Origin of the sequence: Comamonas sp. BIGb0124 (assembly GCF_003752175.1) — a bacterium.
In the GTDB taxonomy this organism is placed as follows: Bacteria; Pseudomonadota; Gammaproteobacteria; order Burkholderiales; family Burkholderiaceae_C; genus Comamonas_F.
This window is the reverse complement of record NZ_RJVF01000014.1, coordinates 303,374-316,584: the sequence shown is the minus strand read 5'-3', so window position 1 is coordinate 316,584 and position 13,211 is coordinate 303,374. Positions and strand designations below refer to the sequence as shown.

Here is a 13,211-nt window from a genome sequence, read left to right as displayed (position 1 = left end):
CCGGCGCCCACCTCGCACATGCGGCAGCCATTATCCGATGCCGTAAAGACCGCGCCCGCGTGCAGGGACAAAGCGCGAGCCGGTCAGCCCCTGAACCCGTACAGCCAAGGCATGTCCAGCAGTTTTTCACCGCGCAGCGACATGGCGAGGTCGCGCCCCCAGCGCAGCGGGCCGGACGCCTGCATCACCATGCCGTTGAACTGGGCCCGCAACTGCACGCGCGCGTTGCGGCGCCAGCGCCGATCGGCGTACACGGCCAGCGCCGCCGGCAAGCCCTCGGCGCCGTCACGGGCCGCCAGGCCGGCCAGGGCCTGGGCATCCTCCAGCGCCATGGCCGCTCCCTGCGCCATATGCGGACGCATCGGATGGGCCGCGTCCCCCAGCAACGCCACCCGTCCCTGGGCATAACCCCGGGGATCCAGCAGCGCCGGCCGGTCGTGCAACACCCACCGGCGCCACAGCGGAGCGGCATCGACCAGCGCCCGCAGCGCGGGGTGGGCAGCCGAAACCGCCTGCTGCAAGGCCTGCCGCTGCGCGTCCAGATCCCAGTCCTGCGCGGCCGCAAGGCCGGCCTCCTCGCCTTGCGACGCCCCGTGCAGGTCCCCGGCATGCGTGAACAGCACGGCATTGAGCCACTCGCCGCGCGCGACCGGGTAAGCCACCGCGTGCAAACGCGGCGCCACCCAGACGCTGGTCTGATCCGGCGCCACGCCCGCAGGCAGCGCCGACCGCGGCAGCAAGGCGCGCCAGGCGATATGGCCCGTGGCGCGCGGTGCGCCGTCGGCACGGACATGCGAGCGCACCGCGCTCCACAGCCCATCGCAACCGAACAGCGCGTCGGCCCGCCGCATGCGCCCATCCGAGGTATGCACGGCGACCGCCTCGGGCGTCTGCTCGACCCGCGACAGCGCCTGGCCCAGCGCCAGTTCGACCTGGGACTGGCCGCGCACGGCCTCGAGCAGCACGGCCTGCAGGTCGGCGCGCCGCACCGTGAGGTTGGGCCAGCCGTAGCGCTCCCGCATCGCCTGCCCCAAGTCCATGCCGGCCAGCGTCCGGCCGCTGCGCGCATCCATGATGCGCAGCCGCTGCGGCTCGGCCGCCACCGACTCCAGTTGCGGCAGCAGGCCCCAATCGTCGAGCACCCGCACCGCATTCGGTCCGAGCTGAAGTCCGGCCCCCACCTCGCTGAGCGATTCGGCCTTTTCCAGCACGGTCACACGCAGGCCCGATCGGACCGAAGCCAGGGCGGCACCCAGGCCCGCGATTCCGGCGCCGGCGACAATCACATGAGAAGTTTGCATGGTCAACATTGTGCAATGCAGGGGCATGCACGCACCTTGAGCCAGGGCAAGGCGGGACATGCAAGCACCAAAAGCCTAGAATGGAAGATTGCATCCAGGGCAGACAAGACACTCACTGGCACATATCCATGGACTTTCTCAAATGGGGCATTCTGGCCCTGTTCATTCTTTCCGCGGCCTACATCCACTTCCGTGGCAAGGTCCGCACCAGCTTCTGGCGCCAGGTGATCAACCACACCACGGTGCTGGCGCCGCTCAACTGCTTCATGTACCTGTTTTCGCGGGTGCCGGCCAAGCCTTACCTCGACCACCGCGATTTCCCCGGCCTCAAGCTGCTGGACGACAACTGGGAAATCATCAAGGCCGAAGCGCTCGCGCTCGAGGAAGCCAAGAAGATCCGGGCCGCCGAACAGAACAACGACGCCGGCTTCAACTCCTTCTTCAAGGAAGGCTGGACCCGTTTCTACCTCAAGTGGTATGAGGCCCACCACCCTTCGGCCGATGTGCTCTGCCCCCAGACCGTCGCCCTGCTCAAGCGCATTCCCGAGGTCAAGGCCGCGATGTTCGCCTCGCTGCCGGCCGGCGGCAAGCTCAATGCGCACCGCGACCCCTACGCCGGATCCATTCGCTACCACCTGGGTCTGGTCACGCCCAACGATGCCCGCTGCTACATCGAAGTCGACGGCGAACGCTATTTCTGGAAAGACGGCGAAAGCGTGCTGTTCGACGAGACCTTCATCCACCGCGTCGACAACACCACCGACCAGGGCCGCATCATCCTGTTCTGCGATGTCGAGCGGCCGCTGCGTTTCGGCTGGGCCGAATCGCTCAACCGCTGGTTTGCCCGCAACGTCATGACAGCCGCCAGCTCTCCCAACGAGAACAGCGACCAGACCGGACTGGTGAACCGCCTGTTCTACATCTCGTGGATCATGGGACAGTACCGCAGGCGCTTCAAGGCCTGGAACCGCACGGCCTACAAGGTCACCAAGTTCGCGCTCATCATCGCGGTCGTCGCCGCTTTCGTCTTCTGGCTCTGAGAGCGCTCAAGCCGGGTGGCGCCCTGCGCCACCCGTTTCAGTCGGCTGTCCACTCGCGCACATAGCGGCTGCGCGGTGCACGCGCCACCGGCTCGAGCGCATGCACGCGCGTGCCGATATTGAGCAGGCCCAGCATGCGGTCCTGCGGGCCAAAACCCAGCACATCGTGCAGCAGCCGGCCCAGCGCGCCGGGCGTGCTGCTCCAGAACGCACCGTAACCCAGTGCAAAGGCCGCATTCAGCATATTGGTCGCCGCGCCGCCCACCGCCAGCAGTTGCTCGAACTCGGGGGCCTTCGGATGGTCGGCCACATGCGCCGCCAGCACCAGCACCACCGGTGCCGTCGTCAGCTTGGCGGTGTACTTGCCGCGCAGCGCCTGCACCTCGTCGGTCTGCGCCTGCGGATGGGCCAGCACCCGCGCCAGCACATCGTGCCGGGCCTGGCCGCGCAGCATGACGATGCGCCACGGCACCAGACCCGCATGGTCGGGCGCACGCGCGGCGCTGTCCAGAATGGCATCGAGCTCCGGCTGTTGCGGGGCGGGTGTGGTCAGCGGCCAGCACGAACGGCGGGCCAGCAGCGTGTCGATCGGGGAATCAAGCGGCATGGACAGGAAATCCTGGGGCAGACGGTAAAGACGGACCGCACCGATGGCGGCAAACCCGCATCATCGCAGCTTGCCGCAGCCCCGCCAAACGGGCATGAAAAAAGCACCTCCATCCGAAGGTGCTTGCAGCCGGGGGAAGCGGCAGGGCCGCCTCCGTGGCGTCGGTCTGTGTCAGCCCGCCAGCAACTGGCGCAGCACATAGGGCAGGATGCCCCCATGCTCGTAGTAGTCCACCTCGATGGGCGTATCGATGCGCAGGATCAGCGGCACACGCTGGCGCGTGCCGTCCTCGCGGTGAATCACCAGCGTCGCTTCGGCCTGCGGACGGATGACCTCGCCCAGCTCGATGTCGATCGTCTCGTGGCCGCCCAGGCCCAGGCTTTCCCATGAATCGCCGGGCATGAACTGCAGCGGCAGCACGCCCATGCCGACCAGGTTGGAGCGGTGGATGCGTTCGAAACTCTTGGCCACCACGGCCCGGATGCCCAGCAACTGCGTGCCCTTGGCCGCCCAGTCCCGGCTGGAGCCCGTTCCGTACTCCTCGCCGCCGAAGATCACGGTCGGCACACCCGCCGCAACATACTTCATGGCCGCGTCGTAGATGGCCATCTTGCTGCCCTGGCCTTCACCCGGCAGCTGGAACAGGGTGTAGCCGCCCTCCTCGCGCCCGCCATCCTGCCGGGCCGGCAGCATCAGGTTCTTGATGCGCACGTTGGCGAAGGTGCCGCGCATCATCACCTCGTGGTTGCCGCGGCGCGAGCCGTAGGAGTTGAAATCCGCCTTCTGCACGCCCTGCGCCAGCAGGTACTGACCCGCCGGCGTCGTGTCCTTGAACGAACCCGCCGGCGAGATGTGGTCGGTGGTGATCGAATCCCCGAACAGGCCCATGATGCGTGCGCCATGCACGCCCAGCGCCGTTCCCGGCTCCGGCCGGACCGGCTCCTGGGTGAAGTCCTTGAAGAACGGCGGCTCGGCGATGTAGGTGCTGGTCGGCCAGTTGTACACGTCGCCCGTGACGCCCTTGATCTTCTCCCACAGCTTGCCCGGATCGGTCTTGACCTTGTCGTAGTTGTCGCGGAACTTCTTGCCGTTCATCGCGTACTTGAGCAGCTTGTAGATCTCGTCGCTGGTCGGCCAGATGTCGCCGAGGTAGACGTCCTTGCCGCCCTTGCCCTTGCCGACCGGCTCGGTCATCAGGTCGATCTTGACATTGCCGGCGATGGCGTAGGCCACCACCAGCGGCGGGCTGGCCAGGAAATTGGCCTTGATGTTGGGATGGATGCGCGCTTCGAAATTGCGGTTGCCCGACAGCACCGCCGCACAGATCAGATCGTTGCGGATGATGGTTTCGTTGATCTCCGCCGTCAGATCGCCGGCATTGCCGATGCACGTGGTACAGCCATAGGCCGCCACGGAGAAACCCAGCTTCTCGAGGTAAGGCAGCAGCCCCGCTTTCTCGAGGTACTCGGTGACGATGCGCGAACCGGGCGCCAGCGAGGTCTTGATGTGCTTGCGCACCTTCAGGCCGGCCTCCACGGCCTTCTTGGCCAGCAGGCCTGCCGCCAGCAGCACGCTGGGGTTGGAGGTGTTGGTGCACGAGGTGATGGCCGCGATCAGCACATCGCCGTTGCCGATTTCCAGATCGTTTGCAGAAGCCTTGTCCGGTGCCTTGCCGGTGCTCTCCGCAGCGGTCAGCGTATGGCGGTTGAGCTCCATCTCGGCCAGTTCACGCGAGGCGCCGGCCGGCGTGGCCGGTGTCTCGGGCGATTCGTCCTTGCGGGCGGCCCGCGTGGTGTAGCGGCGATCGAGCTTTTCGGCGGCCTGGTTGAAACCGTTGGCCGAGATCGGCTTGGAAAACAGATCGACGAAATTTTCCTTGACCCGGCCCAGCTCGATGCGGTCCTGAGGCCGCTTGGGGCCGGCCAGGCTGGGCGTCACACTGCCCAGATCGAGGCTGATGACCTTGGTGTAATCGACCTCGCCGCGCTGCGGCATGCCGTAGAGTTTCTGGGCCTTGAAATAAGCCTCGAAGGCTTCGATCTCGGCCTTGGTGCGGCCCGTGCCCTTGAAGTAGTCGATGGTCTTGTCGTCGACCGGGAAAAAGCCCATGGTGGCGCCGTACTCGGGTGCCATGTTGCCGATGGTCGCGCGATCCGGCAGCGCCAGGCTGGCCGCCCCCTCGCCGAAGAACTCGACGAACTTGCCCACGACTTTTTCCTGCCGCAGGCGCTCGGTCACCGTCAGCACCAGATCGGTTGCCGTCACCCCTTCCCGCAGGCGGCCGGTGAACTCGAAGCCCACCACGTCGGGCGTCAGGAAATAGACCGGCTGGCCCAGCATCGCAGCCTCGGCCTCGATGCCGCCCACGCCCCAGCCGACCACGCCGATGCCGTTGATCATGGTGGTGTGGCTGTCGGTGCCCACCAGGGTGTCGGGGTAATAGAGCTTGTCGGCCGTCTTGTGCACACCGCGCGCCAGGTATTCCAGATTCACCTGGTGGACGATGCCAAAGCCCGGAGGCACCACGCCGAAGGTGTCGAAGGCCTGCATGCCCCACTTCATGAACTGATAGCGCTCCTGATTGCGCTTGAATTCCAGCTTCATGTTCAGGTCGAGTGCCTTCGGCCCACCGAAGTAATCGATCATCACCGAATGGTCGACCACCAGATCGACCGGCACCAGCGGCTCGATGGTCTTGGGTTTCTTGCCCATGCGCTCGGCCACGTTGCGCATCGCCCCCAGATCGGCCAGCAGCGGCACGCCGGTGAAATCCTGCAGCACCACACGCGCCACGACAAAGGGAATTTCGTCCGTGCGTTCGGCCGTGGCGCCCCATCGGGCCAGTTGCGCCACATGTTCGGCGGTCACCTTCTGGCCGTCGCAATTGCGCAGCACGCTCTCGAGCACGATGCGGATGGACACCGGCAGGCGGTTGATTTCGGGATACTGCCTGGCCAGCGCGGGCAGAGAGAAGAACTGGCCTTCCTTGCCCGATGCGGTCTTGAAGGTCTTGCGGGTCGACGCAAACGGGTGCTTGGGCGCCAGGCTCCGGGCGGCGGACCCCTTGGCCTTGGGCGACTTGGCGGCCTTGGCAGGTTCGGGCGAACGGCCATGGGCGGCACGCGGCTTGCGGGTTGCTACGGTCATGTCTAAAGCTCCTTCATCATGGTTCTTATGAACAGCCTCGACGCCAGACCCAGCCGGTCCCCCAGGCTTTCCGGAACATTGTGGCAAAAAGCCGAGCAAGCCGCTGTAGGTGGATAACGGTTCAGTCAGGATTGCGACACCCCGGCACGACAGGCACCCGCCTGCAGCCGGGCGTCACGACCCTGTCACGCCGTTCGGCGCAGGCCCGCCACGATCTCCAGCGAACGCTTGCGCAGTTCGGGTTCGTAGATGTCGCTGACCAGCATGAGCTCGTCGGCACCGGTTTCCGCCACGACATGTTCCAGCCAGGTGCGTACGCGCTCGGGCCCGCCGATCGCTGCCAGGCCCAGGAAACTCTCGACCGCGTGCTCTTCCTGAAGCGACCACGTCGCGGCGAGCGCGTCGGGCGTCATCGGCGGCTGCATCCGGATGCGGTGACCGCGAACGATGGACAGCACACGCTGCTGCATGGTGGTGGCCAGGTAGGCAGCCTCCTCGTCCGAAGGCGCTGCCACCACGGGCACGCCCACCATCACATACGGTTGAGCCAGCGTGGCCGACGGCCGGAACAGCTCCCGGTACATCTTCACCGCCTGCAGCAGGAAGCGCGGCGCGAAGTGCGAGGCAAAGGCATAGGGCAGGCCCATGTGCGCCGCCAGCTGCGCACTGAACAGGCTCGAGCCCAGCAGCCAGATCGGCACATTCGTGCCGGCACCCGGCATGGCGACCAGTTTCTGACCGGGCTGCATCGGCCCCAGCAGTCGCTGCAGCTCCTGAACGTTCTGCGGAAAGTCCTCGCCATCGCCCATGCGATCCCGGCGCAGCGCCCGCATGGTGGCCGGATCGGTGCCGGGTGCACGGCCCAGGCCCAGATCGATGCGGCCCGGGTACAGTTCGGCCAGCGTGCCGAAGTTCTCGGCCACCACCAGCGGCGCATGGTTGGGCAGCATCACGCCGCCCGACCCCACGCGAATGCGCTGCGTGCCGCCGGCGATATGGCCGATCAGCACGGCCGTGGCCGAACTGGCGATGCCGTCCATGTTGTGGTGTTCGGCCAGCCAGAAGCGCTTGAAATCCAGGGCCTCCAGGTGCCGGGCGAGATCGAGCGACTCCTTCAGGGCTTCGGCGACGGTGCCCTTGTCGCGCACCGGCACCAGATCGAGCATCGACAGGGCGACGCCGGCCAGCGGATTGGGACGGGCGGCGTCGGGCGTGGGGGATGTTGTGGTTGAAGTCTCGGCGTTCATGCAAAGACCATACACTCAAGCCGTTCACTCTGCATGGCACAGCCGACATGTCCTTGACCGCATCCTGCCCACCGCCGGCCGCGCCGAGCGTGACTCGCCAGACCGATGTCACGGGCGTGATCCTGGCCGGAGGCGAGGGACGCCGCATGGGCGGTCTCGACAAGGGGCTGCAACCCTTGCACGGCCAGGCACTGGCCCGGCATTGCGCCACGCGCCTGGCACCGCAGGTGGCCGTGCTGGCGCTCAATGCCAATCGGCACCTCGACCAGTACGCGGCATGGGGCTGGCCCGTCTGGCCCGATGCGCGCGTGCAGGCCGCCTCGCCCGCCTCGCGCCCATCCGCACCCGAGAGCCGCTCGAGCGAGCCGCCGCCACGCCACGACGGCCCGCTCGCCGGCCTGCTGACCGCCCTGTCGCATGCGGCGACGCCGCTGGTTCAGGTCGCCGCCTGCGACACCCCGCTGTTCCCGCACGACCTCGTCGCCACCCTGCACCGCGCCTTGCACGAGGCAGAAGCGGACATCGCTCTGCCCTGCACACGCGATGCCGACGGCCGAACCTGGCAGCACCCGACGTTCGCCCTGCTGCGCACCGCTCTTTGTCCTTCGCTGCAGGCCTACCTGGCCGCCGGCGACCGGCAGATGATGCGCTGGCTCGCCAGCCACCGGCACGTCCAGGTCGAGCTGCCGCACGATGCCTTCCGCAACTTCAACACCCTGGCCGACCTGCAGGCCTATGCCGACCGCACCTGAAGAACCGGCAGCAGGCGCGGCGCTTTTGTCCTACGCCCCCAATCCGCCTTGACCTAAGGCCGCGCGACATCCGGCGTTTTATCCTGACGGCGTGGTTCAAGTACCGCAGGTGACCGGCAAAACCACCGTTTCGACAACACGCCAGGCCACCCATTCAAGGAGTCCACCATGCTGAAATACGCCATCATCTTTGCCGTCATCGCGCTCATCGCCGGGGGCCTGGGCTTCAGCGGCATCGCAGCCGGCGCGGCAGGCATCGCCAAGATCCTGTTCTTCCTGTTCCTGATCGTGGCCGTGGTCATGATCGTCCTGGCCATCCTGGGCATCGGCGCGATCACCTAGCACTCGGCCTGCCGGCGCGACGTCCCGGCGTCCCCGATGCGCCACGCGCGCCTTCTGCCTCGGGGGCCCTGGGTGCGCGGCGTTCGACATCCGGCATTGGCCGGTCCTTGCCAAGCGGGGACCGGCCTCTTGCTGTTCAGTCTCTGCCGAATGGGCTCTATGTACGACGTTCCACCCTGAAAAAAAGCCGACCCGGTCACCCGGGTCGGCTTTTTCATCTTGCCCGGGCGCTCACGCGCCCGGGTTCGTCAGGTCCTGCGTCGAACCGGCTCAGGCGGCCACGCCCTTGGCCGTATCGGCATACTCTTCGATCTGGTCGAAATTGAGGTACTTGTAGATCGACGTGCCGTCCTTGTTCACCACACCCATCGCTTCGTGGTACTCGGCGACGGTCGGGATCTTGCCCAGCTTGGAGGCGATCGCGGCCAGTTCGGCAGAGCCCAGGAACACGTTGGTGTTCTTGCCCAGGCGGTTGGGGAAGTTGCGGGTCGAGGTCGAGATCACCGTCGCGCCTTCGCGAACCTGGGCCTGGTTGCCCATGCACAGCGAGCAGCCCGGCATTTCGGTGCGGGCACCGGCCGTGCCGAAGGCGGCGTAGTGGCCTTCCTTGATCAGTTCGCTTTCGTCCATCTTGGTCGGCGGGGCGACCCACAGCTTGACCGGGATGTCGCGCTGGCCGCCCAGCAGCTTGGCAGCCGCACGGAAGTGGCCGATGTTCGTCATGCACGAGCCGATGAAGGCTTCGTCGATCTTGGTGCCGGCCACTTCGGACATGAACTTGGCGTCGTCCGGATCGTTCGGGCAGCAGACGATGGGTTCCTTGATGTCGGCCAGATCGATTTCGATCACGGCAGCGTACTCGGCATCCTGATCGGCTTCGAGCAGCTCGGGCTTGGCCAGCCAGGCTTCCACCTTCTCGATACGGCGAGCCAGCGTGCGGGCATCGGCATAACCGTTGGCGATCATGTTCTTCATCAGCACGACGTTGCTGGTGAGGTATTCCTTGATCGGCTCGGGGTTGAGCTTGATGGTGCAGCCGGCAGCCGACCGTTCGGCCGATGCGTCGGACAGTTCGAACGCCTGTTCCACCTTGAGGTCGGGCAGGCCTTCGATTTCCAGGACGCGGCCCGAGAAGATGTTGATCTTGCCGGCCTTGGCCACGGTCAGCAGACCGGCCTTGATGGCATACAGCGGAATCGCATGCACCAGGTCGCGCAGGGTCACGCCGGGCTGCATCTCGCCCTTGAAACGCACCAGTACCGATTCAGGCATGTCCAGGGGCATCACGCCGGTGGCGGCGCCGAAAGCCACCAGGCCGGAGCCGGCCGGGAAGCTGATGCCGATGGGGAAACGGGTATGCGAGTCGCCGCCCGTACCCACGGTATCGGGCAGCAGCAGGCGGTTCAGCCAGCTGTGGATCACGCCGTCGCCCGGGCGCAGGGCCACGCCGCCGCGGTTGCTGATGAAAGCGGGCAGTTCACGGTGCGTCTTCACGTCCACCGGCTTGGGATAAGCGGCCGTGTGGCAGAAGGACTGCATCACCATGTCGGCCGAGAAGCCCAGGCAGGCCAGATCCTTGAGCTCGTCGCGGGTCATCGGGCCGGTGGTGTCCTGCGAACCGACCGTCGTCATCTTGGGTTCGCAGTAGGTGCCGGGACGCACGCCCTGGCCTTCCGGCAAGCCGACGGCGCGACCCACCATCTTCTGCGCCAGGGTGAAACCGGCCTTGGAGTCGGCAGGAGCCTGCGGCAGGCGGAACACGGTCGAAGCAGGCAGGCCCAGGAACTCACGCGCCTTGGCGGTGAGCGAGCGGCCGATGATCAGGTTGATGCGGCCGCCGGCGCGCACTTCGTCGAACAGCACGTCGCTCTTGAGCTGGAACTCGGCCACGGTCTCGCCGTTCTTCACCAGCTTGCCGTCATACGGCAGCACGTCGATGACGTCGCCCATCTCCAGCTTGGAGACATCGACCTCGATGGGCAGCGAGCCCGAATCTTCTTGCGTATTGAAGAAAATGGGAGCGATCTTGCCGCCCAGCGTCACGCCGCCGAAACGTTTGTTGGGCACGAACGGAATATCGGCGCCGGTGGCCCAGATCACGCTGTTGGTCGCCGACTTGCGCGAGGAGCCCGTACCCACCACGTCGCCCACGTAGGCCACCAGGTTGCCCTTCTTCTTGAGGTCGGCGATGAACTGCATCGGACCCCGCTTGCCGTCTTCCTCGGGCGTGAAGGCCGCGTCCGAGCGGGTGTTCTTCAGCATGGCCAGGTAGTGCAGCGGAATGTCCGGACGGCTCCAGGCATCGGGGGCCGGCGACAGATCGTCGGTGTTGGTCTCGCCAGGCACCTTGAACACCGTCACCGTGATCTTCTTCTCGACTTCGGGGCGGCTGGTGAACCATTCGGCATCGGCCCACGACTGCATGACTTCCTTGGCCTTGGCATTGCCGGCCTTGGCCTTTTCCGCGACGTCGTTGAAGAAGTCGAACATCAGCAGCGTCTTCTTCAGACCTTCGGCCGCCACGCCGGCGACTTCGGCATCGTCGAGCAGCTCGATCAGGGGATGCACGTTGTAGCCGCCCACCATGGTGCCCAGCAGTTCGGTGGCCTTGGCCTTGGAGATCAGGCCCACCTGCAGATCGCCGTGCGCCACGGCAGCCAGGAAACTGGCCTTGACCTTGGCGGCATCGTCCACGCCCGGGGGCACGCGATGGGTCAGCAGGTCGAGCAGGAAAGCGTCTTCGCCGGCGGGGGGGTTCTTGATCAGTTCGATCAGTTCGGCAACCTGCTTGGCTTCGAGCGGCAGGGGGGGAATGCCCAGCGCCTCGCGCTCGGCAACATGTTCACGGTAGGCTTGCAACATGGTTATCTCCAGTTTCATCGGTTATGGGTGGGGATGGGATGCGGCGGCACCAGGGCCGCCGGAATTCGGCAGGTGGGCCGTCTGGCCCACGGTCGGCCACCAGGCCAGGATCTCGGCGGGCAGCACGCAACCGGCTTGGCGGGCACGCACCAGCACATGCCAGTGGTAGCGGTAACTCGCGCGGTCGTGCAGGTGGCCCCGGTAGGCGATGGGCGCCCAGTCCGACGCCATCGCCTGCGACAGGATGGCGACGGCCTCGTCGATGGCCGCTGCATCCGGTGCAAAGGCCTCGACGATGGGCTGAATCTGCGCGGGGTGGATGCTCCACATGCGGGTGTAGCCCAGTTCCCGGGCCGCCCTGCGAGCGGCCACGCCCAGGGCGCCGAGATCGGCAAACTCGGTGACCACGCCGTGCGCGGGCACCTTGCCATGCGCATGGCAGGCGCTGGCGATCTCGAGCTTGGCCCGCTGCACCAGGGGGTGGTCGAACTGGCCCGCCGCCGTCATGGCCTGCGCCGGAATGGCACCGCCATGGGCCGACACAAAATCCATGAGACCGAAACTCAGCGATTGCACGCGCGGATGTGCCGCGATGTCGAAGGCCCGGTGGACGGCCGCCGGCGACTCGATCAAGGCATGCACGGCCAACGGAGCCACCCCGGGGGGCAGCGCCGCATCGATGGCGGCCACGGCACGCACGACGTCGTCGACCGACTCCACCTTCGGCAGCATGATGTGGCACAGCGCCGCACCGGCACGGCCGACCAGCGTACGGATGTCGTTCTCGAAAGCCGGATGGTCCACGGCGTGCACGCGCGCAGCCACACGCAGCGGCACGGCGCTGTCGCGCGCAGCCTGCGCCAGCGCCAGTTCGGCCACCAGCGACGCATGGTCGGCCTCGCCGCCCACGGGCGCGCCGTCCTCGCAGTCCAGCGTCACGTCGAACACGCAGGCTCCGCGTTCGTGCGCCATCTCGGCCTGCAGGGCCAGACTCTTGCGCATGCGCGGCTCGACCCCGCTGTAGTGGTCGCACACCGGCAGCGCCACCGCGCCGCCCTGCGCATCCAGCAAGGCCAGGCCGGGCGTGAGGGGAGATGAAGCCGGACGGATCATGCAGCCCGCCGTGCAACGATGAACATGCGGGGAAAGGCCAGCAGACGCAGACCGTCGCGCTGCGCCGGGTAGGCGGCATCGATCTGGCGTTCGTATTCGGCCAGGTAACCCGCCTGCAACGACTCGGGCAGGCGGGCCAGGAAAGGCTTGAGGCCGGTGGCCCGCACCCACTCGACGATGGCTGCGGCCGAGGCCATGGGGTGCTGGTACACGGTATGCCAGACATCCACGCCGGCGGCCTCGGGGGCCAGCAGGTCGTAGTAGTCGCGCAGCGGCAGGATGCCGGTGCGCATGGCATGCACATCGCCCATGTGCGATGACCAGGGCGCCGCAGCGCCCACCTCGCGCATGAGCCGGTGCGTCGGCTCCTGCCGGTTGTCGGGCATCTGGATGGCGAGCACGCCACCCGGCGCCAGCGCGGCAAACAGCCGGGGGATCAGGGTCTCGTGCCCATCCACCCACTGCAGTGCCGCATTGGCATAAATCAGGTCGGGCGCGGGACGGCCAAGGGCGGCCCATGCGTCCGGAGCGGCCAGATCGGCCTGCTCAAAGGCAACGCCCGGCAATCTGAGCCGGGCGCTGGAGATCATGGCGGCATCGTTGTCGATGCCCGTCACCTGCGCCTGGGGATAACGGCGCACCAGCAACTCCGTCGAGTTGCCGGGGCCGCAGCCCAGATCCACGATCTCGCGCGCCTCGGACAGCGGCACACGCGCCAGCAGCTCCTGCGCCGGGCGGGTACGTTCGTCTTCGTAGCGACGGTAGAGATCGGGGTTCCAGGCTGTCATCGGTTCAGTCGA

10 protein-coding genes are annotated in these 13,211 nt (G+C 66.8%); 3 read left to right on the top strand and 7 right to left on the bottom strand.

Annotated features, from left to right (window positions below; genetic code table 11):
* Positions 1 to 83 precede the first annotated feature (83 nt).
* The gene (locus EC845_RS19420) at positions 84 to 1,301 is read right to left on the bottom strand and encodes an FAD-dependent monooxygenase (RefSeq protein WP_123299856.1); all 1,218 of its coding nucleotides are present in this window, start codon (positions 1,299 to 1,301) and stop codon (positions 84 to 86) included.
* 128 nt (positions 1,302 to 1,429) lie between these two features.
* Here EC845_RS19420 and EC845_RS19415 point away from each other — a divergent pair, with 128 nt between their 5' ends.
* Positions 1,430 to 2,341: an aspartyl/asparaginyl beta-hydroxylase domain-containing protein gene (locus EC845_RS19415; protein WP_123299784.1), complete on the top strand. Its 912-nt coding sequence runs from the start codon at positions 1,430 to 1,432 to the stop codon at positions 2,339 to 2,341.
* Positions 2,342 to 2,378: 37 nt separating this feature from the next.
* On the opposite strand, the gene EC845_RS19410 is transcribed toward EC845_RS19415, so the two are convergent.
* From EC845_RS19410 to EC845_RS19400, 3 genes are all read right to left on the bottom strand, one after another.
* Positions 2,379 to 2,948, bottom strand: a complete 570-nt coding sequence (locus EC845_RS19410) for a nitroreductase (RefSeq protein ID WP_123299783.1) — start codon at positions 2,946 to 2,948, stop codon at positions 2,379 to 2,381.
* 171 nt (positions 2,949 to 3,119) lie between these two features.
* The gene (locus tag EC845_RS19405; protein WP_123299782.1) at positions 3,120 to 6,095 is read right to left on the bottom strand and encodes an aconitate hydratase; all 2,976 of its coding nucleotides are present in this window, start codon (positions 6,093 to 6,095) and stop codon (positions 3,120 to 3,122) included.
* 185 nt (positions 6,096 to 6,280) lie between these two features.
* Positions 6,281 to 7,261, bottom strand: coding sequence for an LLM class flavin-dependent oxidoreductase (locus EC845_RS19400; RefSeq protein ID WP_123299855.1), 981 nt, complete (start codon positions 7,259 to 7,261; stop codon positions 6,281 to 6,283).
* A 128-nt stretch (positions 7,262 to 7,389) separates the two neighbouring features.
* Here EC845_RS19400 and mobA point away from each other — a divergent pair, with 128 nt between their 5' ends.
* Positions 7,390 to 8,094 (top strand): molybdenum cofactor guanylyltransferase, encoded by a 705-nt coding sequence (mobA, locus tag EC845_RS19395; protein WP_123299781.1) that lies wholly within the window; start codon positions 7,390 to 7,392, stop codon positions 8,092 to 8,094.
* A gap of 168 nt (positions 8,095 to 8,262) precedes the next feature.
* Positions 8,263 to 8,436 (top strand): DUF1328 domain-containing protein, encoded by a 174-nt coding sequence (locus EC845_RS19390; protein WP_123299780.1) that lies wholly within the window; start codon positions 8,263 to 8,265, stop codon positions 8,434 to 8,436.
* A 270-nt stretch (positions 8,437 to 8,706) separates the two neighbouring features.
* On the opposite strand, the gene acnB is transcribed toward EC845_RS19390, so the two are convergent.
* Genes acnB through tam form a run of 3 tightly spaced genes read right to left on the bottom strand, consistent with a single transcriptional unit; the run spans position 8,707 to position 13,199 of the window.
* Positions 8,707 to 11,298: a bifunctional aconitate hydratase 2/2-methylisocitrate dehydratase gene (gene acnB / locus EC845_RS19385; RefSeq protein WP_123299779.1), complete on the bottom strand. Its 2,592-nt coding sequence runs from the start codon at positions 11,296 to 11,298 to the stop codon at positions 8,707 to 8,709.
* A 21-nt stretch (positions 11,299 to 11,319) separates the two neighbouring features.
* Positions 11,320 to 12,411, bottom strand: coding sequence for a CoA ester lyase (locus tag EC845_RS19380; RefSeq protein ID WP_123299778.1), 1,092 nt, complete (start codon positions 12,409 to 12,411; stop codon positions 11,320 to 11,322).
* Positions 12,408 to 13,199, bottom strand: coding sequence for a trans-aconitate 2-methyltransferase (gene tam / locus EC845_RS19375; RefSeq protein WP_123299777.1), 792 nt, complete (start codon positions 13,197 to 13,199; stop codon positions 12,408 to 12,410). Before tam ends, EC845_RS19380 begins: the two co-directional genes overlap by 4 nt.
* Between the last annotated feature and the right edge of the window lie 12 nt (positions 13,200 to 13,211).